The sequence below is a fragment of the Sinorhizobium sp. BG8 genome, assembly GCF_016864555.1.
Lineage (GTDB): Bacteria > Pseudomonadota > Alphaproteobacteria > Rhizobiales > Rhizobiaceae > BG8.
Window position 1 is genome coordinate 2,632,393 of record NZ_CP044011.1, and the last position, 22,631, is coordinate 2,655,023.

Here is a 22,631-nt window from a genome sequence, read left to right on the forward strand (position 1 = left end):
TCATTCTGATCGACCCCCGAGTTTAGGCTAAGGATACATCAACGGGTGCGTTGCAGATTTAGGTCACAGTTTGTGAGCTGTTGATAAGGCGGCTGAAGCTAACCAAACTGTTCAGCCCTGCTGAAAGGTCAACGAAACCTTAGACTCTTGCCCTGGCAGAAGGTCGGCGCCCACTTTGTATTCAATGCCGCATAGTCTCTTGAGCGGACATCCGCCTCTGGCGCAAGGCGCTCGTACCGGCAGGCTCCCGCGCGAGGCGATAAATCTGGCACCGGCGTGCGAACAAGTGTAGCTTCAGGAGGATGAGAGGCCGGGAATGTTCCGGCCCCAGACCAACGCAATAGCGAGGCCTTCTACACCTTCGGAGAGGTGGTTATGGAAGCATTTCGCGCGGAACGGCGGCTGGTTGCAGTTCTTGCCGTCGACATTGTTGGTTATTCGCGCCTCATCGAAGCCGACGAGGCCCGGACGCTGTCAGCAATCAAGGCGTGGCGTTCAGAAATCTTCGATCCCCTTATGAAGGAGTACCACGGACGCATCGTGAAACTCATGGGCGATGGTGCGATCGTGGAATTCGGTTCCGTCGTCGACGCCGTTTCTTGCGCAGTCGCGTCACAGATCAGGAACGCTTCACGCCAGGTGGGTGTCGCACCCCAGCACGGACTTCTTTTCCGCATGGGCATCAATCTCGGCGATGTCGTCGTCGATGGGGACGATCTGCTGGGCGACGGCGTCAATGTCGCGGCACGCCTTGAGCAGATCTGCGAACCAGGCGGGCTTTTCGTATCCGGCACTGCCTTCGATCATTTGCAGGGCAACTTCGAGCTGCCGCTGGAATTCATCGGCGAGCAGCATGTGAAGAACATCATGCGGCCCGTCCGTGTCTACCGGGTGAGGTTCGAGGGAAGCAAGCGGCTTTCGCGCTTCAACGTGGAAAGCCTTCGCAGGTGGGGAATTCCGGCTGCCCTGGTTCTCCTGCTTCTGATCGGCGCGCCTGCAGTCTGGCTGGCCGGGAGGCAGGAGAGTGCCGACGCGACGTCCGCCGCAGAGACGGCCTTGCCGCTGCCCGAAACGCCATCGATCGCCGTTCTGCCATTCGACAATCTCAGTTCCGATGCGGGGCAGGGCTATTTCGCCGACGGAATGACCGACGACCTGATCACGGAACTCTCGAAACTGTCGGGCATCTTCGTGATCGCGCGCAATTCGACCTTCACCTACAAGGGCAAACCCACGAAGGTGCAGCAGGTGGCCGAGGAGCTGGGCGTCCATTACGTCCTGGAGGGAAGCGTGCGCCGCGAGGGGGACCATGTCCGGGTCAATGCCCAGTTGATTGACGCGGTCGACGGGCACCATCTCTGGGCCGAGCGTTATGACGGTGAAATGAGCAGCGTGTTCGGGCTGCAGGACAGGGTGATAAAACAGATCGTGTCCACGCTCTCCGTGAAGTTGACGAGTGCCGAGCAGAAGGTGGCGGCGGTACCGGAAACGACGAACCCGCAGGCATACGATACCTTGCTGCGAGGCTGGGAGCATCTTCGCCGGGACAGCGAGACCGGAAGGATTGCGGCCACCGACTTCTTCCAGAGGGCTATTGTGCTCGATCCGAACTATAGCCGCGCCTATGCGTCACTGGCGGCGGCAAACTGGAGGACCGGCGTTTCATCCGGGGATTTTACCCGCAGAGAGAACGCCTCCAGAAACCTGACCAGAAACCTCGCAAAGGCCATGGAAAATCCGACGCCGCTTGCCTATGCGATATCGGCGCAGGTGCTTGCCCAGCAGGGGCGCTATGGCGACGCATTCGCTGCCATTGACCGGGCGATGAAGCTTGCGCCGAATGATCCCGACAACCATGTCAGCATGGCCCGGGTGCTGAACGCGACGGGACACGCGGCGGAAGCGGAACAGCAGGTCCGCCTGGCGATGAGGTTCGATCCCCATCCCTCGCTGGCAACGCTGCGCATGCTCGCGGTCTCGTTCTTCTCGCAGGGAAAATATGACGAGGCCATCGACACTTTTGAACGCGTGATCGAAAAGAGGTCCGATCGACTGGCAGATTACGCCACTCTGATATCGAGCTATGGACACCTCGGACGCACTGACGGCATTCAGGCGTTGATCGACCAGTACAACAAGTGGGCCACGGTCTACGTCGGCGATACGCTCACCGTTCAGGAAAGTGCATATGATTGGTATGGTAGCGTGCTCAACTACCATAGGCCCTACATCACGTTGATGCAGGAGGGACTTCGCAAGGCCGGGGTGCCCGAAGGGGCCGGAACAGACCTCGCCTTTGACGACTACGTCAAGTTCATGACGCTGACGAAAGGCGAACTCAGTGTCGACAGAACGATAAAGATCGATGTCGCGGAGGCGAGGGCGCTCTTGGCCCGCGGCGTGCCGTTCATCGATGTCCGCGCGCCGCTGAACTATGACGATGGCCATCTCCCCAAGGCCGTCAACCTTTCGCTCATCACCGGCCTCTCGAAGGAAAGCCTTGCCCAGGTGGCGGCCAAGGAAGACGAAGTCGCGTTCTACGGTCAGGGAAAGCATTCCGCCTATGCCGCCTATGCCTGCGCCAAGGCGATCGCCTGGGGTTACACGCGCATCTACTATTTTGCCGGCGGATACATGGAGTGGACTGACGAGGGGTATCCGCTCGTGATCGAGGTCAAGAGGTAGCTTGGGCAGGAACTGCCACATGCGGCCCCAAGGGTTGCCGGTGCCGGCATTGCCGAAACACCGAAGCAAGTGCGCGGGTCGGCTGATATTGAGACTGCAGTCTTGGGGTTACAGGCTTTGCATTGCCATCTCGGCATGTTTTCGGAAGGGGGCGAGACAGATGAGCATCAGCGGTCTATTGCATAGTGAGGAGGACACAGCAACCGCTCAAATGCAAGCTTTGCAGGACCGGTTGACCGAAACCAAGAAAACAATAACGCGTCAGAACAGCATGCGACGTGCTCTTTATCGATTTGCTGGACTGATCTTCTTGAGCACATGCACTTGGTTGGCGTGGACTATTCTTAACATGGACGTGCTTCATGAACCCATCTGGGGATTTTCCACGAAGCAAAGCAACATAATTACAGTGTTGGGCATCACATATTCGTTCTTCATTGTACTGTCGGCGTTGTTGTACTCGGACCGCGGGCGCGAGCTCGACGCCAAGGATCTTGAAGACGAAATTGACCTTCGACAGATGGGGGCAGCTTCACTGGAGCAGAAGGCGCACAAGCTTCTGAGAATTCAACAAAACCAACTGTCGCGATATTTGGAGCTCATCCTTCAGCAAAGCCGCGGCATCTTTTTTGTTGGCATTGGCGCGATGGTGGCGGGGGTAGCCGTAGTTGTACTCACCATCTGGCAAACCAGGACCATGGGTCCGGAGGCTGACGTCTGGCAAAAAGCAATAGTTGCGGTCGTAGGTTCGATCGGCGCAATCATGACGAATTTTGTTGCGGCGATATACCTGAAGATGTTTTCCAACATCGGTTCGGCGGTGCAGAAATCTATCAGCTCGCTTAGTCAAAGCACCAACTTGAATTTCGCAAATGTTCTGATCGCAAACATTACCACCGAAGAAGCTCGCAACGAGACTTTGAAGGCGATTGCGGAGGCAATCAGCAAGCCCAACCAGAGCTAGCGATATCTTCTCTGGGCCAGAGTCGCCGTGCGGCCTCTGCCGCCGCATGCCCGGAGTTGAGTGAAGAGCGGAAGAGGTCGTTATCCCCTTTGAGGACCGCAAACGGCGCCAGACGGATAGTCTCCAAATAGAGGCAAGCCGGTTCCGCCCGGTTCGCACCGCCTATGGCACATATTGCAGCATGATCTGCGAGTGCAGCATTGGCGCCTCGGCTCCGAAATAGGTCTCGAGCAGCGGCAGGAAATCGTCCGACAGGTAGAATTCCGTCAGCGCGCGGTCCGCCAACAGGCGGAAGTCGGCGTCGTCGCGGCGCAACGCAATCGCATAGGGTTCATGCGTGAACAGGCGATCGCCGACTTCGAGCGAGGAAGGATCGCGCGCCCGCTTGGCGAGACTGATGAGCAGCACCTGGTCGGCGATGTAGGCATCGATCTTGCGATCCTCCAGCGCCCTGAGCCCGTCCTCATGGGTGTTGAAATCGGCAAGCTTCGTATTCGATGCCTGGATTGCCAGCGCTTCGCGAAGCGTCGCTGCCGTCGTCGTGTTTGCGCGCATACCGATGACGTTTGTGGCGGCACGCTCGCTGACGGCGTGAACGACGGGTCCGTCGAGAAAGAGCGTCTGCAGGTAGTCGGGTGAATCCTTGCGCAGCAGCGCGCTTGCCCCGGTAAGAAAGATCGGTTGTGAGAAATCGACGGTTTCCCGCCGCTCCAGGTTCACGGTGATGGAACCGCAAAGCAGGTCGATCTCTTCATTCTTCACCGCGTCGAAGCCGTTCGCGAGGGTCTTTTCGACATATTCGCGTTCAAGCTCCGGGAACTGATGTTCGATTTCGTCGGCGATCCTGCCGCACAGGTCGATGGCATATCCCACGGGTTCGCCGCCCGGGTTGCTGGAGGAGAAGGGCGCTTCGTCGGAGATGTAGCCGATGCGCAGGCTTCCGCGCTCCGCAATCGTGTCGAGCGTTCCGGCACCAGCCGTGAAAGCCGAAAGGCAAAGGACCAGGTTCGCCAGCAGAAACCGTCTCATGCGCCTGGCCATACGTGTCTGCGGAACACCTGCATGATCTTCATCTCGGGAAAACGGTGGTGATCTCAAAGGCGTGCGCGCAGCTTATGGGCTGCGCGCCATTTGTCAACGGAGGACACATTGGCGGCGCTCGTCGGCATCATCGCCGTGGCAAGATCAATCGACCCATGACCGCAGATGGCGCGAAGCGGCCGTGAAGTAGCGGCCGCTGCTGGCCCATTTCGGTCCCGCGCACCGCCGAAAGAAAATCGGGCTATTGCGATATATGCTATGACCTCTGCTAGTCCCCCTCGCTAATCCGGAGCCGGAGGTGTGCAATGCCCTTTAACGATAGGTCAAAGCATATTACCGAGGGGGTGGCGCGCTCACCTAATCGGGCAATGTATTATGCGCTCGGTTATGAGAAAGCCGATTTCGACAAGCCGATGATCGGCATTGCAAATGGGCATTCCACGATCACCCCCTGCAATGCAGGTCTGCAGCCGCTGGCAGATGCGGCTATCGCATCGATCAAGGCGGCAGGTGCCAACCCTCAGGTCTTCGGCACGCCGACGATATCTGATGGCATGTCCATGGGCACCGAGGGCATGAAATACTCACTGGTTTCCCGCGAGGTGATCGCAGATTGCATCGAGACCGCAGTCCAGGGGCAATGGATGGACGGAGTGCTCGTCATCGGCGGCTGCGATAAGAACATGCCAGGTGGGATGATCGGCATCCTTCGGGCAAACGTTCCTGCAATCTATGTCTACGGTGGGACGATCAAACCAGGTAGATGGAAGGGGCAAGAGCTATCCATTGTTTCCTCCTTCGAGGCCGTTGGTGCGTTCATGGCGGGGAACATGAGCGAGGAAGATTTCGTAGGTATAGAGCGCAACGCCTGCCCATCGACGGGTTCGTGCGGTGGAATGTATACGGCGAACACCATGAGCTCGTCGTTCGAGGCGTTGGGCATGTCGCTACTCTATTCTTCGAATATGGCCAACACGGACCAAGAGAAGATTGATAGCGCTTCTGTATCCGCGAGCGTGCTGGTCGAAGCCGTCAAGAAAGGCATCAAACCTCGCGATATCGTTACGCGCAACGCAATCGAAAATGCCGTCGCTCTGATCATGGCTACCGGTGGCTCGACCAATGCCGTTCTCCACTATCTCGCGATCGCGCACGCGGCAGAAGTTGGATGGTCTCTCGACGATTTCGAGCGGACACGCAGGAAAGTGCCGGTCATCTGCGATCTCAAACCGTCCGGAAAATTCATGGCGGTTGATCTCCATCAGGCCGGAGGCATTCCTCAGGTGCTGAAGCTGCTGCTCAATGCAGGGCTCTTGCACGGCGACTGTCTCACCGTCACCGGCCGCACGATTGCTGAAGAACTCGACGGACTGGCAGATCAGCCACGTGCCGACCAGCATGTCATTCGAACGCTGAGTTCACCGCTTTACAGCGAGGGCCATCTGGCAATCCTCAAAGGCAACCTGGCGGAGGATGGGGCGGCGGCAAAGATCAGCGGCTTGAAGAAGCTTGCAATTACCGGTCCCGCGCGTGTTTTTGAAGACGAGCAATCGGCCATGGATGCCATCTTGGCTGACAGGATCAAGCCGGGCGACATACTCGTTTTGCGCTATCTCGGCCCAAAGGGCGGACCTGGCATGCCTGAGATGCTGGCTCCGACATCTGCGATCATCGGCCGAGGACTGGGCGACAGCGTGGGACTTATCACTGACGGCCGGTTCTCGGGCGGGACTTGGGGAATGGTCGTTGGCCACGTTACCCCTGAGGCATTTGTCGGAGGGACGATCGCGCTGGTTCAAGAGGGCGACATGATCACCATCGACGCGCATCGCAAGCTGCTGCAGCTTGAGGTGGGAGATGACGAAATCGCGCGGCGGCGCGCTCTTTGGAAGCAACCCAATCCCAGATACACCAAAGGAGTGCTTGCAAAATTTGCAGCACTTGCCAGGCCCGCTAACGAAGGGGCGATTACAGGGTAATTTCAGTTGAGTTCGCTCTTCGCAAAGGGTGCGACGGCCAGCAGTCCCATAAGGTCCACTAGACTTCGCACGCACTGTAGCGCGGTGCTTGAGGTGCGTTCGCAACCATCAGCAGATTGCCGTCTGGATCGTCGGCGTTGAAATGAAAGACAGGCTTGTTGCGGTGCGGCCCGACGAACGATTTGCTGTCGAGCTCAGGTGCAGTACTTCCCGTCATGGACATCACAAAGAGATGCCCGAAGAGAATCCCTCCCTCGATCGATCGGCTCAATGTGGATCCCCTTGCTGTCAGCACGTGGGCACCTGACCGGACGTCGGATAGTTGTTCGCGCCGGGCGCATGTCACCCTCGAAACGCGTGTGAAGATATGGCGTCGCAATTACCGCGCTTGTCCTCTTCCAGCTCCCATATTGGTCCTTTCACTTGGCAGCGCGTCGCGGTATAATTAGCGGTTGTTAAAATACAAAAAGACAAGGCCGTCAAAACAGGAAAGCTTCCATCTTTGGGGGAGGGGATTCAACTGTAGGAGGGTCGAACATGCTTAGCGGCTTTAGCAGGGCCTGCGCGCTAATTCTTTTGACAGGAAACTTCGCTCTCGCCCAATCGGATCAGATAGAGCCAAATGCTGGAACGTGGAAGACGTGGGTAATCAGCTCGGGCAAAGACTTTCGCGTCCCGCCGCCACCGGATACGTCCGCCACCGAGTTGGAAGAGGTCCGCGAACTTGTCGCAAAGAACGATGCGCAGGCCGCCGTCAAGATCACGTTCTGGGACGCCGGCTCGCCCGGGTATCGATGGATTGACCTGGTCAACAAGCGTCTTCTCGCAAACCAGCCGATCCCCAATGCGCATCGCGTCTATACCTATCTGACGATGGCGGTCTACGACGCCACCGTCGCGGCCTGGGAGTCAAAATACTTCTACAATCGCCCCCGGCCGGCCCAGATGGATGCGACACTGTCGACTGCGCTGCCTACCCCTCGTAGTCCCGCTTATCCATCTGAGCACGCGGCAGCGGCCGGAGCCGCCGCGACCGTTCTTGCCTACTTCTTTCCGGACGAGGCGTCGTCGTTCCAGGCGATGGCCGAGGAAGCCGCACAATCGCGTGTCCTTGCCGGTGTCCAGTTCCCGAGCGACTCTTCCGCCGGCCTGGAACTGGGGCGACGGGTGGCAGAGCAGGTGATTGCGCGGGCAAAGGCCGACGGGTCCGATGCCGTCTGGTCCGGAACGGTCCCGACCGGTCCGTGCATGTGGGTCGGAGACAAACCGGTCAATGTAACCATGCCAAACTGGAAGCCGATCCTGCTCAAAACATCCGATGAATTCAGGCCGCCCGCTCCGCCCGACTGCAAGTCCGCGGCCGTAAAGGCCGAGGTGGAGGCAGTCCGGCAGTTTGATCGAAAATTCCCTAACAACTACAAAGCCTTCTACTGGCAAAGCCCGTCCGGCCTGCATACCAGCTGGTATGACTATGCCAGCAAGTGGATGTTCGAGGACAAGACGGATTCGAACGCGCCGCGAGCCGCTAGGGCTTACGCGATGCTCGCAGCCGTCAACTACGATACCTTCATCGCAAGCAACGACGGGAAATACGCTTACTGGTACCTGCGGCCCAACATGCTTGACCCGGGCATCACTCCGTTGTTCGCAGTGCCGGCCCATCCCAGTTATCCGTCGAACCACTCCGCATTGTCGACTGCCCGATGCGAGGTACTTGCCTATCTGTTCCCCGACCACGCGGAGTTCATCCGCACGGTCGGCAAGGAGGCGGGCGATTCCCGCATCTGGGCCGGCATCCACTATGAAATGGACAACCAGGCCGGTGCCGCACTCGGCAAGGCGGTCGCCGGGAAATTCATCGAGAGGGCAAAGGAAGACGGGGCGGAGTAGCGAAAGGGAGGAGGGCTGATCCGTTCCAGCGGATAACCGCCGGTGCCTTTTCCTGAAATGCCGCAATCCCGAGCGAGGGGTCTGCGTGGAACGTTCCGTTCACGCGGCAGCCGACGTGCGGGGCAGCAACGTTTCTCCGGAAATGGCGCCTGGCGGACGAACGCGGATGTCCGCTTCTGGACCGAAGCAGCCACAATACGGCGAAGGGATCTCGTTCGCCTCCCTCGATATTGAAGGACCGGCGATTTCTAGGGTTTATCCGGCTTGTCCTGTTGCCACAGATCGGTAAGCGAGAGTCCTTTTCTCCCCCAGTTGTCGGTGTCCACCTCGTCGATCACGACGAAGACATACTCGGGATTGCGGCCCAGCTCCTCGACGAGAACCTCAGTCATCCTTCGAATGACGGCGCGCTTCTGATCAACGCTGGCAATGCCTTTCGCGATCTCAACCTTGACGTATGGCAACGGTTGGCCTCCATGCTTCTCGAGCTTTTTACCCCTTGGTAGCCCTTCCTTGCAATGTCCGCAGCCGGCGCTTGGCGGATCAAGCCCGAGGTTCGGCTGTGGCCGCGATCCGTTCCGCCGGCGCTTGCAGGCGTGTCTCGGTCACGAACCGGTGACGTCCATTATGCACTACCAATTGCCGGGGTCCGCAGTGTGATCGACTCCGGCAAATTCATCCGCATATTTCCGATCCAGCGTCAGGGTGGTCTCAGTCATTGTCTCATCCCTGACCAGGTAATCCAGGGGGGCCGGCTCGATGGTCAGTGCCTGGTACATGAGCAATGCGGCCTCCTCGGCAGTGTCTGCCTCGAATTCCTTCGTGAGGGTAACGGTGAACTTGTGCATGGCATTGACCTCATCTGTTGGGTCGGCTTCTCGGGTCTCGAGAGGATGACACTCTTTTCGTGGCGTTCATGCAGGGGTCAGACAGGTATCTCGGTTGATTGCTTGACCCTCTGCATGGGTATCTCCGACTTGATATTTCTGACCCCCTTGATGCGTCCGAGGTGTTCGATCTGGAATCTCCTGTAGCCGTCGAGATCGGGAGCGACCACGCGTAGGATAAAATCGCAGTCTCCAGCCATGAGATGGCACTCGACGACTTGAGGAAGCCTACCGATGGCTTCGATGAATGGCACCACAGTTTCTTCGTCCTGACCAGTCAGCCAAACGCGTGCGAAGACGGTGAAGCCCATTCCCAGCTTCGCCGCATCGACCAGAGCGACATACCGCTCGATGATGCCAGCCTCCTCCAGGAGCTTCACCCGCCTGAGGCACGGCGATGGCGAAAGGCCTACTCTTGAGGCCAGTTCAGTGTTCAGGATTTTTCCATCCTGCTGGAGAACCCGCAAGATGGCGCGATCGATAGAGTCGAGCTGCATTTGGCGTCAAAGTCCATGAATTTTCATCATCGTGGCATCCTATGCTAGTTTACCCTGAAATCACATCATGTTCGCAACCAAATGCCGCTGAACCTGCAATAAAACATATCGGGAAGGCGGGGCGGCCTTATCCTCCGCCAGCAATAGACGATCGGGGTTGTTGCGGCCTATGCGTGGGCGAGGCCGGCATGACCGATCCGATCAATGTTCTAACGATCGCGGTCATGGAATGTGCGCCGGGCTGCGTCCTGATAACGGTGATAGCGCCCGACTTTGTCACAGGGCAACCGGCCGATCTGATCGCGCTCGGGCTTACCACGCTTGCGGCGACCCGCATGCCGCTACTTCCGACGGTGATCATTTCCATCGTTTCAGCAGCGCTTCTCAGAAGCGTGCTGGCCTAACGGCTGTTTCCGGCCCGAAGGAGACGTAGGTTCGCCAAACCGAACGTATTCTGATAGGCTATGCGCACATCAAGCCGGGGCGTGCCATGTCGAACAATCCGCCTCAAAGTGGTTCGGCAGCGATGGAAGGTGGCGGGTTCTATAACCGTCATTCCGCGATGCAGGCGACCGGCATCGCTGCACTCCTTTCACTGTGGGAAGATGCATGCCGGACGGTCGATCTCGGACAAGGTCCAGCAACAATCGTTGACTTCGGTTCCTCGCAGGGCCGAAATTCGATGACCCCAATGCGTGTTGCGATTGACACGTTGCGAGCCAGGTTGGGACCATCCGTCCCCATTGAAATTGTCCACACCGATCTTCCATCGAACGACTTTCCGGCTCTGTTCGAGGCGCTTGTTTCAGATCCCAACAGCTACATGATCGGCGCTTCCGATGTGTTTCCTTTTGCAATTGGCAGATCGTATTTCACACCGTTGCTCCCTCCGCAACGAATGCATCTTGGCTGGACGACCTGGGCTCTACAGTGGATGAGTAGTAGCGCGATCAAGGCGCACGACCATATTCTCGCGGGAATGAGCGTTCTTCCATCTGTGGTTTCTGCCGTCGCCAAACAACAGGCTGGCGATTGGGAGTGCTTTCTGAAATTGAGGTCGGTGGAAATGCGGCCCGGTGCGAAACTCATTGCAGGCTTTACCGCCCGCACGGCGGCCGGCACCGGCTGGGAATGGCCCCTGGGGGAGCTTTGGTCAGCCGTCGTCGAAATGGGTGAAGATGGCTTGTTTTCGGAAGAAGAACTGAACCAACTCACGATACCAATCGGTCTGCGGACGTTGGAGGATATCAAAGCACCCTTCGTTCAATCCGAATATTTCGCAGACCTGCACCTGGAGCATCTCGATCTCATCAATGTGTCGGACCCTTTCTGGGAAGAATTCGAAAGGAGCGGTGACAAAGCGACATTCGCTAAGCATCATGCAGACATGATGCGAGCCTGGTCTGGCCCCGTGATCGCCAGTCTAATCGCAGAGCGCCGTAAAAGAACTGAGCTAGTCAACGAGTTGTTCTCCCGCTTGGAGAGCCGACTATCGGAAAATCCCAGACCCCATCAACCCTACATGGCCGCAGTGGTGTTGTCGAAACGACGCTAGCCAAGGCCGCTTAGGGGCGCGTTGCGGTCATCGACAATCGGCCGAACGCATGGTGATAGGCTGATCAGGCGAACGTTGGTGGCCGGAAAAGCGTGCGGCAATAGATGACCGGTCTTTGCCCTTTGCGGACATGATTGCCCATGGTAGGCCGCATCAGTCGCGTTCACAGGTCCCGAGTGGAGTGGAAATTGGAACAAGCCCTTGTAATTATCGACATGCAGATGCTGATGCAGCATCGTCTCGATGCGGGGCGCGATCACGTCCACGGTGATGCTCCGGCCAGGATCGCCGCTTTGGCTGCTGAGTTCCGCAGAACTGGTCAAAGGGTGATCCACGTTCGCCACAGCGATCCTGATCCAACATCCCCGATGCACCTTGGTTCACCCGCCCAACAGGTGATGCCCTGCGGAGAAGCGCTCGATGACGAGCCGGTTTTCGTCAAGACGACTTCGTCGCCTTTCGCCTCCACCGGGATGGAAAAGTATCTCCGCGACAATGGCATCGGCACTCTCGTCGTGACGGGCGCAGTTGCAGGTTTTTGCGTCAACACCACAGTTCGAGTTGGATCGGACCTCGGCTTCAAGATGATCGTCGTCCGGGATGCCGTCATGGGCTTTGACATGCCCGACGAGCAGCTATCCGCGCGTGCGATTTTCGATGTGACGATAGCTCATCTCAAATCCGACTTTGCGGAAATCATCGATAGCGATGCGATCGTGGCGGCCAGCTAGCCTACAACGAGCACTTTAGAGGGCTGCGACGCCCTCGATGCAAGTCGTAACGTCGCCACCGACCCAAATCTGATCTTTGACCAGCTCCACATGAACACGTCCTTGCCGTCCAAGGACGGTGCCCTGGCTGGCAATGTATGATGAAGGAGCGATGCCGTTACCAATCAACCATTGAGCGATGCCCGCATTCAAGCTGCCGGTTACCGGGTCTTCATAACCGGCCGCGCTAAAGGCACGCACCTCGAAATCCGCTTCCCGCCCATCCATTGTTGGATCCCAGGGTGCAACGACGCCGACCCGTAATCCGGACAGGACAGCGAAATCCGGGCGAAGTGCGAGGACGTCAGGCCGGGAGCGCAGCAGGACAGCGAGCCAGCCGGGGCCATTGTCCACCCAGTTGGCATCGGCGATGTCATCAGAGGTCAACCGCAGGCCCTTGAGAACTCGCGTCAGTGTGTCGGGTTCCACCGGGCCTGATTGCCGCAGTTCGGGAGCTTCAAAGGAAAGTCGTCCATTGTTGCGCCGAATGTGGATCAGTCCTGCCTCGCACTCCTGGACAATCTCGCCACTCTTTGGCTTTCCACCGGACGACAGCCATGCGTGGCAGCTCCCCAAAGTGGGGTGGCCCGCGAAGGGCAACTCAGCAACGGGTGTAAAGATGCGAACGCGGTAGTCGGCATCTGCCGACCTCGGCTGTAGAAGGAAAGTCGTTTCGCTAAGGTTCGTCCAGCGCGCGAAAGCAGCCATCTCAGGCGCTGTCAAGGAATCTGCTCCAATGACAACCGCCAGCGGATTGCCCAGCAAAGCTTTGGAGGAAAAGACATCAACCTGCTGGAATGGAAATTTTGCGATCCCGTTTCTCATGACGATGTCCTGACGCTCTTAAGGTACGCTCTTGAGCCACTCGGTGCGGATTGGTTGAAAGCCCGGTTTGCGGCAGAATTTGTCCCATTACAAAAGCTAGAGTAATCCGAAGAGCAGGCCAGACTGAGACGCCCTTAAGATAAGGCATGACATCCCCTCTACGAGGCCTGTGCCAAGCTCCACGCGTACGCACCAGCGCCAACCAATACGCGCGAAACACTCCAAACACATTCCGGTTCTTGGCAGGCTTGTCTCGGCTGAAAGACTTGCCTCGGCGACTGCTCGTGGCCCGGAGCGGACGTTCGGAACTCAGGTTTGCCTTTGTTCAGGCCGCTCGGAGGGCTGGGAGGTCGCCATCGCTCAAGGCGGCCATGTTGCGTTCGATTTTTTCTATCGGCCAGTCCCACCAGGCAATACCGAGAAGCTCCGTGATAACCTCCTCGGGATAACGCATCCGGATGACTGTTGCCGGGTTTCCTCCAACCACCGCATAGGGCGGAACGTTGCGAGCAACGACCGAAGCGGCGGCAACAATTGCGCCTGCGCCGATATGCACACCCGGCATGATAGCTGCGTCATGACCGATCCATACATCGTGGCCAACAACGGTATCCCTTGTTGGCAAATCCTTGTAGCCGAAGGTCTCTGGCTTGAAGATACGGAATGGATAGGTACTGAAACCGGTCATGGGATGGTTGGCCGAACTGGTTATGAAGTAGCTTCCCCGTGCAATCTGCACAAACTTGCCGATAACCAGCCGTTCGCGAACGCCATGGCCGAGATAGGGGGCCAATATCTGGGCTGTGTCTTCAGGCTTTCCGGAATGGGTGTAATAGCTGTATTCGCCGACCTCGATGCGCGGATGATCGATGACGTTCTTCAGATAGACCGTATCGCGATAGACGGTGCCATCGGGCAAGGTGATGGGATGAATGGCCTCGGCATCGAGAAGCGGCATGGAAATCCCTTAAATGAAGGCGACAGCAAAGAATTATGTCGGGCAGGCTAGCGTCGTAGCGCGTTACAATCCATGGCAGCATTCAAATGCTGTCATGAAACATCTGAATGGACGCAGCGACATCGATAAGCGTACGCGATGATTGCCATGAGGCGCGAAGTGGGGGAACGAAGTGATCGATGGACAATTCGAATGGCCCGCAGCATGACAGGCAACGGGCCAAGCGTTGGTTATTTCACCTTCACGAGATCATCCGGCTTCCACGTCTGGTCGTAGAATTCTGTTCCAGTCCCGTACAGACGAACCGTGGCGAGGAAGTTGCGTCCCTCGACCGTCTGGATGAAGTTCGTGTCTGGCGCATCCGCAGGCTTGCTTGGCCCGAACCACAGGTCGATCGAACCGTCGTCATTCATCTTGACGCTGTTGAAGGCGTTGATCGAAGGCAGGAGTTGCGGCGTCTCAGGCATTGTTCCGTCGGTGATGTCGTAGGCCGTTACGGCCCAGAACAGCTTGGCAGGAGGGTTCGCCGGCAGATGCAGCTTGTAGGCCTTCGAACCGTCGAGGAAATCACCGTCGGCATCCCGTAAAGTGGTGGGATACTTCGAACCTGCATCGATCGTTCGCATGACCATGGCTGGCGCGGACGAATAGGCGACCTGGAAGTAGGTCGCTCGCTGGTTCACGTCGATGTAGCTGTCTTGCAGCCACTCCGCCGTCGCACCGCCCCAGACGTTCTCATACTGCCGGTCCGTGTAATACTTGTTCCGACCATCGGGGCGGCCAGTCTGGCGAAGCGCCATGATCATCTTCGGCGCAGTCTCGACAGCTTTCTTGAGTAGTTCCTGCTGTTTCTGGCTTGGCTCGAAGGGCTTACCCTTGACGATGCCGATGGAGGCCAGAACGCCACGCAACTCCGGATCGATAGCCGCAACGGGTTCGTGATCGACAAACTCCTTCAGCTTGGTCCAGTAAGCGTTGTCGACCGGGTACATCATGTTGATCCGTTTGCCCGAACCGTTCGGGAACTCCATCGGCTTGACGTCCTTCTCCGATGCGAAGAGCGGATAGATGCGGGTCCGTTCGGCAAGTGCGACCGCTGGGGCTGGATCAGGACCATTCGCGCCCTTTGTCATGATGGTGCGGAAGAACAGGAAGACGTTGTAGGTCGGCGACTTGAAGGTGAAGTAGCCCTTGGGAACCTCGCCGTCGTAGTCTGGCGGTAAGAGAAGATAGAGGCCACCGCCAGCGCGATCGGGCCCGATCGCACCGACATCGGTGATTGTCCGCTGGAAGAAATCCGTGAACATGCCGATGACGTTCGGCGGTGCCGCGATCACCAGCGGCCCGGTTTCCTTCAGGTCCAGATAGTTCATGGAGTAAATCACGTCGGCGTTGGGCGTCGGCACCCAGGCGCGGCTGTCCATCCGGTCTTTCCAGATCGGCAGCACATTGTAACCTGCCCCGAAGGTCGCCTCGGAACCGTCGCGCATGCCGATGACATTCAGAGCCGGCAGCATCGTCATGTAGGCCTGGATTGCGCGCTGGTAGTAAAGCTCTTCCAGCAAGGCCTCAGCCTCCGCCTGTTCCAGCCATTTGCCCTTATTGATCTGCTCGACCAGCGGAGGTGCTTTGCCCTCCTGGGCATGCGCGAGTGGGACTGAAAATGCGGTCGCTGCAATGACGGAAGCGACAGCGGTATGCAAACGCCATTTCAACATCGCCTGAGCTCCTGGGATTTCGACTTGGCCGAGCAGGGTGCCACAGCCATCTACCAACTTAGGAGCGAGTTGATAAAAGTCACGTCACGAGAAACGAAATTTGCCCAGGACTCCTCCTGGCGCTTAGCGGACGAACGTGGACGCTCGTATCGGGCCGATTGCTGCCAGCGCGTGGCGGCAATTTGCCGAGTTTGTGCCCCGCATCGGCGCCTATGCCGAAAAACAGACGCCTGATGCTTCAGGGTCGGCTCATCGCGCTCTGATTGCGGCTTTGAACCATCGGATGTAGTCTCCGGATCGACACTTCGAAAAGCTCCAGAACGCGATGTCAGGTTGAATGGAGAACGTTGTTTGGTCCCCTCAATTCTCGTAGGCATCGGGTTCGTACTGGCCGCCATCGCCCTGGTACTCGGTTGCTATTTTGGTGCGCGGCAATTGCTCCACGGTGGCGACGAGCTGGACAAAACGCATGATGTGGCAGGAACAGTCGCCGTGCGAGTTGCTGCCTTGCATGGGTTAATTCTCGCCTTGGTCTATGCGCAGGAACTCGACGACTACAAGGGAGTGCGCACGGTCATCACGCAAGAAGCAATAGCCATTTCCGACGTGTATCACGACATCAGCCGCTATGGTGGAAGTGCCGCAGCAACCATACAGCCGGAGTTGGCGCGATATCTTGCGATTGTGGTCAACGAAGAGTGGGACATGCTGGGCGGCAAGAATGGCCTATCACCGGCTGCATGGGGTGTTTGGGACAGTTTGTACGGTCAAATACTGGACCTGGATCCTGCAACGGATCGACAGCGTTATCTGGCGAACAGGATGCGCAACAGTATTACGGACGTGGCCCGTCTCCGACAAACGCGAGAGGCTACGGGAGGGCTGGCGACACTCTTTTGGGCGCCGGCGGTCATTGGTCTCGCTCTCGTGGCGATACCGTTCTATGTGTATCGGCCAACCAGGACGCACATTACCCTTCTGTCCCTGTACGGGGCATATGCAGGTGTTCTCCTCTTCTTCATCTTCGCATTTTCTAACCCGTTTGCGGAGCCGGGCAGGCTGCCACCGAGAGCGTTCGAGCATTTGCTTGCAGGAGACATTGGCAAGTCGTTGCCGGCTGCCCCCTAGGTCTGCCGTCTTTGGCGGGCGGCTTTCAGGCAGCTTTGATGGCTTGATCCTGCATTGAGCAAAGCGGTTCCCGACGAGGCAGCCGCGGGAACACTCCTGCGCTGCTCGGTTGCGACCGTGCCACCGGGCCAGATGTGCTTGACGGCGCCTGGCGCTATAGAGACGTGCGCTTGCGTCGTGAAATCCCTCATATGAGGGAAACACTGATACCGCTGAGGTCGAGACCGGAGAGGGTGGTTGACCAACGCTCACCCCTAGCGACGGGCATGGCGGACGTGAGGGTGCCCGTGGTCACGATTTCGCCCGCTGCGAGCGGTGGATTGATCGTGTCCTGAGCCAGCAGGTCGTTGAGATGCTTCAGCGCTGACAGGGGCCCGCCCAGCACATCCGAAGCGTGGCCGCGCGCGACCGGCGTCCCGTTGCAATGCAGCTCTGTCTCGAACGTGCTCAGCGCTTTCAGCCAGGCTTCGGGTTGTTGGCCGATCATGTGTCGCGGGCCCATGACATACGCGCCGTGAAGTCCGAATGCTGCAATCGTATCGGCAGGGGCAAACTTCCAGCCGGGAAACAGCGATTGAACGAGCTCAAATCCGTGCGCGATCCAGTCTATGCATCCCAACAGGTCGCTCTCGCTCATCCCCGGCATGGGGGCTTTTGCGAGATGAAACAGAATTTCCGGCTCGATGCGCGGCTCTGGAAGGCCATCGATAGGGTATCCTTCCGTCAAAGCGTCGAGATCGAAGACGGTCCTGTCATACATGTAGCCCCAGATGGGGGCATAGACATTGTACTGTGGCCAGATCGTGCGGTTGGTAAAGCCTATCTTGCGCCCGACCATGCACTCGCCGCGCTGTTCGCGCAGCTCCCGCACCAACCGAGTAACCCCGTAGGCTTCGGCAAGACCGAAGTCCTGGTCGCGTGTGGAGAACGGGGATGTCTGGCGGCCCGTCCCAAGCAAGGTAACGACTTCTGTTGCGATGGAACGAAGGTTGGCGGACGGCGGCGTCATCGAAAGTCCCTCTCTCACCGAGATCCCAGGCTGCGTGCGGCAAGGGATGATAGTCGCAGACATCGATCCTCGCCATGCGGCTGCGGCGACAGTCGGCCGAGACGGCAAATACCTGCGCCCGTAATTCCCGTTATGAGCGGCCAGCTTGCCTTGCGTGGCGAGACGATTTGGATGCCACGATCAGCAGCCTGCGGAACCTCGGGCACTCCATGTGGCTCTCCGCCGGGCAATCGGCGACATGGCGAAGTGCATTGCTGAGGGCGGTCATCCTGCGGATCTGTGCGTCGAGTTCCTCGGCACGAGCATGGATGGCCGCGCGCGGAAGGTTCGGTGCGCCGCCTTTGCCGAACATTCCCTTGATCTCTTCGAGCGAGAATCCCGCGGTCTTGCCGAGCGATATCAGCGCGAGCTGGGTGAGGGCTTCGGTTCCGAACTGGCGTCTCAAGCCCCGGCGGCCGATCGACTCGATGAGGCCGATCTCCTCGTAGTAGCGCAATGTGGATGGCGGGACTCCGCTCTGTTCGGAAAGCACCCCGATGTCGAGAATTTTCATGCTTGACCTCAAGTCGGCTTGAAGTGGCACCGTAACCGTCACCCGAGATCCAGACAAGAGGAGACGATATTCATGGTCATGCGAAGGACCACCCAGCCATTGATCGCGCTTGCGGGGGCGACACTCACCGCATCGCTCGCTGTCAGCATCGCCACCGTCACGCTTCCAGCCTTGTCGCGTGAATTCGCAGCGCCGATCGCCAGCATCCAGTGGGTCATACTCGCCTATCTCGTTTCGACGACCGTGACGATCGTGCTGGCCGGGCATCTCGGCGATCAGTTCGGAAACAGGCGTGTGCTGATCATCGGGACGGCGATATTTGCTCTCGCGTCCGCGGTCTGCGTCGGCGCGCCGACACTTGGGGTACTGGTTGCAGGCCGGGCGATCCAGGGTCTCGGCGGGGCGGTCCTCCTGTCGCTACCCCTGTCGGTCATCAGGCAAGTGGCATCGAAGGAACGGACGGGCTCGGCGCTGGGCCTACTCGCAACCATGTCGGCGATCGGAACCGCACTTGGCCCTTCGGTCGGCGGGATCCTGATCTCGCAATTCGGCTGGCGCGCCGCGTTTGGAGGGCTGACGGTGCTCAGTGTCCTCGTTCTCGGCCTGAGCATCCAGTTCATCCCGGAAATGCCTGCGGGCAGGCGCGACCGGGGCATGCGGGCCGATTGGCTTGGCGCCGGGTTACTGGCCGTCACGCTTATACTCTATGCGCTGGCCACGACCGGCGGCCACAGTGTTCCCAGTTGGATTGCTGTGTTGCTGCTCCCGTCGACCGCTCTGGCGTTTGTCGCGTTCATGATCGCAGAGTTGCGCGCAGACGCGCCACTTGTCCCTTTCTCGATCTTGCGCAACCGGCCAACCGCAATGGCCTTGTCCGCCAATCTCCTCGTTTCCACTTCGATGATGTCGACCCTGGTGGTAGGGCCGTATTTCCTGTCGTTCGCGTTGGGCCTGAACGATGTAAGCGTCGGTCTGGTCATGGCAATTGGCCCCATGACGGCGGCACTCACGGGTGTCTTGGCCGGACGTGCGACGGATCGCTTTGGTGCGCAGCCCGTGGTCACGGTGGGACTGATCGAAATCGTCCTGGGTCTTGTCTGCCTTGCGCTCCTCCCGAGATACCTTGGCGTCGTCGGCTACATCGCCGCGCTGGTGGTTCTTACTCCTGGTTTTCAGCTTTTCATCGCGGCCAACAGCACCACGGTCCTGCTGACGGCCCCCGCAAACCAGCGGGGCCTCCTCTCCGGACTGATCGGACTATCCCGAAACCTGGGCTTCATGACGGGGGCCTCGGTGATGACGGCCCTGTTCGCGGCAACGGTCGGTTCGGATGAGATCACCAGGAGTTCGGCCGGCGCTGTTTCCGAAGCTTTCACGACAACATTTCTCGCCGCGGCAGCCGCGACCTTGCTTGCCGCGACGCTTGCACTGGTCGGCCAGGCGGCAGCGGTCAAATCCGAGGATGGCGCGTGAGGGTCACCAAACTCGTCCAAAACAGCGTTGCCGATCGCTTTGGGCACTCTGCGGGAGAGATTCCAGGAGGCTGTCGGGCGAGACGCCGCCAGCGACGACCATTTCGTCACGAAAGGGCAGGGTGCTCGCGCGCGCTTCTGAGTTCGAAGACTTCGACACTCTCGGCGCGGCCCTTCAGCTTCACCGGACCGATGGGCCGAAACTCGAAGAGGGCAGCGGCAGCCTTCTCCACTGTCGCACTGGCCAGGACCGACGTGCCATACTCCTTGTTCAAGCCCTCGAGCCGCGACGCCACGTTGATCGTATCGCCCATGGCTGTGTACTGCTGGCGCGACACTGCGCCGAAGCTGCCCACGACCGCAGGTCCGCTATGGAGTCCGAACCGCGTGAAGAGCTCGGGACGACCGTTCTTGCAATTGCTGGCATTGAGTTCGCCGATGGCCGCTTTCATGGCCAGCGCGCAGCGGCAGCCGTTTGCGACGTGGTCGCTGTCGGGGATCGGGGCGTTCCACATGACGAACAGGGAGTCCCCGAGATACTGGACGACGGTGCCGCCGTGGCGTTCGGCAATCACGTTCAGCAACTCGAAATAGGACGACAGGATTTCGACGACCTCTTCGGGGGGATGCACTTCGGCAATGGTGGTGAAGTCGCGGATATCCGTGAACAGGACCGTGACCTCCTGGCGTGCCGCATTTGTCGAGATGTCCGTTGGACTGACGATCCGGCGGACCACCTCGCGGGGAACATAGAGGGCAAACTGGGCAATCGCGCGTCGCGAGGCCGTGAGGGCGCTTGCCAGGGTGTTTATCTCGGTGATCCAGGAGTGCGTTGTTCCTTTGCCCGCGAAGTCGAGGTCACCGATCTTCCGGGCTTCGTCGGCAAGTTGATAGAGGGAGGCGCTGATCAGGCGCGAGAGAAGAATCGAAGCGCCGATGCCCACGACGACGAAGCCTGCGGCCATCAGGAGGTTGCGCACCAACTGTCGGTTTGCCTGCTCCAGAAGGTCGTCAAGCGGCACAACGACGGCGACCGAACTTCCCTTGAAGAGGTTCGAGAACGTGACGGGCGAGATTTGGACAAGATAGCTTTCCCCGTCGAGCTCGAACCGGGCCATGCCATCCTTTCCGTCGAGCATGTCCTTGCGAAGCCGGGTGACCGTTTCGATCGTCCTGTCCGTCTCCTTTGCTGCGCCCTGATCCGGTCCTCCACGTTGCGACCAGGTGCCAAGTATCATGCTCATCATGGCCGGGTCGGAATGCGCCACGAGCCTGTTCTGGTCATCCAGGATGAAGCTGCGGGCACGCGGCGATATATCGCGCGAATAGAGCAGGCGGCTGATGGTTTCGAGGTGGATGTTGACCCCGATCACGGTTTGGGCGTCGTCCCTCATCGGAACCGCGACGGTGAGCGTCGGCACCCTCAGCGTGCCGCTGACAAAGGGCCCCACGGATGTGGGTGCGCCGGATCTGACCACCGCGCGGTACCATGGGCGATCCCTTGCATCGAACGTCCTCTCCCCGAAGGGCCGTTCCTCGATCAGCCTGCCGGCCGCGTCCACAAACCGCAGCGCTGCTATACTCCCGCCTTCCGCTGATTGCGGCGTGACGATCCGCACCGCAAAGGCGGTGCCTTCCGGCGCCCGGAGCGCGGAGCGGACATGCGGGTCCGCCGTATTGATCGCCTGAATGAACGAGCCGTCCGGATAGCCACCGAGGACGCTTGTCGCATTCGTGACGTTGCGAAGGACCTCGAGAAAGAACGCCTGCTTCTCCTGAAGTTGCAGGGGCGGACGGGTGATCAGCTGGGGCAGGGTGGAGGCGACGGCGACGGCCTCGTATCCCCCTTCGAGTGCATATCGATAGCCCTCGACCAGACGCAGGCTCATCTGCCGCATCTGCTTCTCGCCCGCCAGAATGGCTGCCTGACGCCCCTGATTGAAGGCCATCCAGATCAGTGGCGTTGAGATACACAGAAGCAGCGTCGCGACGAGAACGCTGAGATGCAGTCTGAGAGGTTTCGACCAGTGCACTTCGATATCCAATTGGGCCCAGGCGTTTCCGAATTCCACAACCGTCAATCGTTTCGCCGTGCGCGACCACCATCAAAGGCGCGATTGCAGGGCGCATCATTCGACAGGCCGAACGCTATCGCAAGCTGCAATCCATTGAAACGGATCGACGGCGGGGCGCCGGTTCATGAGGCGAGGCGTTCGATGCCTGCTATTGGCCCTATGCAGCTATGGCGTAGTGTTCAACGTCTGTTTCTTCTGATCTTCTTTGGGCACCTCTCAGTACCCTGAGATGTCACCAGTTCCATATTTGTCCAGTCAAACTGTCCGCTGGGATAGATTTCACCAGACGCGAAGCTGTGGCACTGACCGTTCCTTGCGGCATTTAGTGAGTTAATCATGGTCGCGTGTATTCCGATGCGGAAAGATAGTGCTCGCAATGACGAAGTGCGTCACATTCAGTCCTCGAGCAGGGGCGATCGACAATATTGGGGTCAGGCCAGCCTGTCTGGCTCGATGGATCCAGGTCCTCGTCTCAGTGCTGGTCTTTACGCTCGCCGCTTGCGCTTCACGACCTGGGCCGGGGATCCTGGAATCGTCTGGAGCGAAACGTGGCGACAGAAACGTCACCATCCTCGTTGCAACAATGCGAGCGCCGGAGCCTGGATCCACATTTTCGTTCAACAGC

General features: G+C 58.9%; 19 protein-coding genes and 1 pseudogene. 9 read left to right on the forward strand and 11 right to left on the reverse strand.

Annotated features, from left to right (window positions below):
• The first annotated feature begins 375 nt into the window (after positions 1 to 375).
• Both F3Y30_RS12510 and F3Y30_RS12515 read left to right on the forward strand, forming a co-directional pair.
• The gene (locus F3Y30_RS12510) at positions 376 to 2,685 is read left to right on the forward strand and encodes a rhodanese-like domain-containing protein (protein WP_203423032.1); all 2,310 of its coding nucleotides are present in this window, start codon (positions 376 to 378) and stop codon (positions 2,683 to 2,685) included.
• A 160-nt stretch (positions 2,686 to 2,845) separates the two neighbouring features.
• The gene (locus F3Y30_RS12515) at positions 2,846 to 3,649 is read left to right on the forward strand and encodes a hypothetical protein (RefSeq protein WP_203423033.1); all 804 of its coding nucleotides are present in this window, start codon (positions 2,846 to 2,848) and stop codon (positions 3,647 to 3,649) included.
• A gap of 162 nt (positions 3,650 to 3,811) precedes the next feature.
• Here the strand turns inward: F3Y30_RS12515 and F3Y30_RS12520 are convergent, their stop codons facing one another.
• Positions 3,812 to 4,678, reverse strand: coding sequence for an amino acid ABC transporter substrate-binding protein (locus tag F3Y30_RS12520; protein WP_246752731.1), 867 nt, complete (start codon positions 4,676 to 4,678; stop codon positions 3,812 to 3,814).
• A 317-nt stretch (positions 4,679 to 4,995) separates the two neighbouring features.
• On the opposite strand from F3Y30_RS12520, the gene ilvD reads away from it, so the two are divergent.
• Positions 4,996 to 6,669, forward strand: coding sequence for a dihydroxy-acid dehydratase (gene ilvD, locus F3Y30_RS12525; protein ID WP_203423035.1), 1,674 nt, complete (start codon positions 4,996 to 4,998; stop codon positions 6,667 to 6,669).
• Between the two features lie 58 nt (positions 6,670 to 6,727).
• Here the strand turns inward: ilvD and F3Y30_RS12530 are convergent, their stop codons facing one another.
• Positions 6,728 to 6,940: a hypothetical protein gene (locus tag F3Y30_RS12530; RefSeq protein ID WP_203423036.1), complete on the reverse strand. Its 213-nt coding sequence runs from the start codon at positions 6,938 to 6,940 to the stop codon at positions 6,728 to 6,730.
• 434 nt (positions 6,941 to 7,374) lie between these two features.
• Between F3Y30_RS12530 and F3Y30_RS12535 the strand changes: the two genes are divergently transcribed.
• Positions 7,375 to 8,559, forward strand: a complete 1,185-nt coding sequence (locus F3Y30_RS12535) for a phosphatase PAP2 family protein (RefSeq protein ID WP_203423037.1) — start codon at positions 7,375 to 7,377, stop codon at positions 8,557 to 8,559.
• Positions 8,560 to 8,807: 248 nt separating this feature from the next.
• Here F3Y30_RS12535 and F3Y30_RS12540 read toward each other — a convergent pair whose 3' ends face one another.
• From F3Y30_RS12540 to F3Y30_RS12550, 3 genes are all read right to left on the reverse strand, one after another.
• The gene (locus F3Y30_RS12540) at positions 8,808 to 9,023 is read right to left on the reverse strand and encodes a 4-oxalocrotonate tautomerase family protein (RefSeq protein WP_203423038.1); all 216 of its coding nucleotides are present in this window, start codon (positions 9,021 to 9,023) and stop codon (positions 8,808 to 8,810) included.
• A gap of 168 nt (positions 9,024 to 9,191) precedes the next feature.
• Positions 9,192 to 9,407, reverse strand: coding sequence for a hypothetical protein (locus F3Y30_RS12545; RefSeq protein ID WP_203423039.1), 216 nt, complete (start codon positions 9,405 to 9,407; stop codon positions 9,192 to 9,194).
• A gap of 77 nt (positions 9,408 to 9,484) precedes the next feature.
• A complete protein-coding gene (locus F3Y30_RS12550) occupies positions 9,485 to 9,943 on the reverse strand; it encodes an Lrp/AsnC family transcriptional regulator (protein WP_203423040.1) in 459 nt (152 codons plus the stop codon).
• Positions 9,944 to 10,161: 218 nt separating this feature from the next.
• On the opposite strand from F3Y30_RS12550, the pseudogene F3Y30_RS12555 reads away from it, so the two are divergent.
• From F3Y30_RS12555 to F3Y30_RS12565, 3 genes and pseudogenes are all read left to right on the forward strand, one after another.
• Positions 10,162 to 10,347 (forward strand): annotated as a pseudogene (locus tag F3Y30_RS12555) (AzlD domain-containing protein); the annotation flags it as partial.
• Between the two features lie 86 nt (positions 10,348 to 10,433).
• The gene (locus F3Y30_RS12560; protein ID WP_246752732.1) at positions 10,434 to 11,498 is read left to right on the forward strand and encodes a class I SAM-dependent methyltransferase; all 1,065 of its coding nucleotides are present in this window, start codon (positions 10,434 to 10,436) and stop codon (positions 11,496 to 11,498) included.
• A 140-nt stretch (positions 11,499 to 11,638) separates the two neighbouring features.
• Complete coding sequence (locus F3Y30_RS12565; protein ID WP_246752733.1) at positions 11,639 to 12,229, forward strand: isochorismatase family protein; 591 nt, start codon at positions 11,639 to 11,641, stop codon at positions 12,227 to 12,229.
• Between the two features lie 15 nt (positions 12,230 to 12,244).
• Here the strand turns inward: F3Y30_RS12565 and F3Y30_RS12570 are convergent, their stop codons facing one another.
• The 3 genes from F3Y30_RS12570 to F3Y30_RS12580 all read right to left on the reverse strand — a co-directional run bounded on the left by F3Y30_RS12570 (position 12,245) and on the right by F3Y30_RS12580 (position 15,769).
• On the reverse strand, positions 12,245 to 13,093 hold the full coding sequence (locus tag F3Y30_RS12570) for a PhzF family phenazine biosynthesis protein (RefSeq protein WP_203423042.1): 849 nt from the start codon (positions 13,091 to 13,093) through the stop codon (positions 12,245 to 12,247).
• Between the two features lie 325 nt (positions 13,094 to 13,418).
• Complete coding sequence (locus F3Y30_RS12575; RefSeq protein WP_203423043.1) at positions 13,419 to 14,051, reverse strand: CatB-related O-acetyltransferase; 633 nt, start codon at positions 14,049 to 14,051, stop codon at positions 13,419 to 13,421.
• 230 nt (positions 14,052 to 14,281) lie between these two features.
• Positions 14,282 to 15,769 carry a DUF1254 domain-containing protein gene (locus F3Y30_RS12580; RefSeq protein WP_203423044.1) on the reverse strand — a complete coding sequence of 496 codons (1,488 nt, stop codon included), beginning with the start codon at positions 15,767 to 15,769 and terminating at the stop codon, positions 14,282 to 14,284.
• Between the two features lie 351 nt (positions 15,770 to 16,120).
• Here F3Y30_RS12580 and F3Y30_RS12585 point away from each other — a divergent pair, with 351 nt between their 5' ends.
• On the forward strand, positions 16,121 to 16,897 hold the full coding sequence (locus F3Y30_RS12585; protein ID WP_203423045.1) for a DUF4239 domain-containing protein: 777 nt from the start codon (positions 16,121 to 16,123) through the stop codon (positions 16,895 to 16,897).
• 187 nt (positions 16,898 to 17,084) lie between these two features.
• On the opposite strand, the gene F3Y30_RS12590 is transcribed toward F3Y30_RS12585, so the two are convergent.
• Both F3Y30_RS12590 and F3Y30_RS12595 read right to left on the reverse strand, forming a co-directional pair.
• Positions 17,085 to 17,906, reverse strand: coding sequence for a fumarylacetoacetate hydrolase family protein (locus F3Y30_RS12590; protein WP_203423046.1), 822 nt, complete (start codon positions 17,904 to 17,906; stop codon positions 17,085 to 17,087).
• A gap of 130 nt (positions 17,907 to 18,036) precedes the next feature.
• Positions 18,037 to 18,459 (reverse strand): helix-turn-helix domain-containing protein, encoded by a 423-nt coding sequence (locus F3Y30_RS12595; RefSeq protein ID WP_203423047.1) that lies wholly within the window; start codon positions 18,457 to 18,459, stop codon positions 18,037 to 18,039.
• A gap of 72 nt (positions 18,460 to 18,531) precedes the next feature.
• On the opposite strand from F3Y30_RS12595, the gene F3Y30_RS12600 reads away from it, so the two are divergent.
• Positions 18,532 to 19,932 (forward strand): MFS transporter, encoded by a 1,401-nt coding sequence (locus F3Y30_RS12600; protein WP_203423048.1) that lies wholly within the window; start codon positions 18,532 to 18,534, stop codon positions 19,930 to 19,932.
• Between the two features lie 106 nt (positions 19,933 to 20,038).
• On the opposite strand, the gene F3Y30_RS12605 is transcribed toward F3Y30_RS12600, so the two are convergent.
• Positions 20,039 to 21,964: an adenylate/guanylate cyclase domain-containing protein gene (locus F3Y30_RS12605; RefSeq protein WP_203423049.1), complete on the reverse strand. Its 1,926-nt coding sequence runs from the start codon at positions 21,962 to 21,964 to the stop codon at positions 20,039 to 20,041.
• Positions 21,965 to 22,631: the final 667 nt, after the last annotated feature.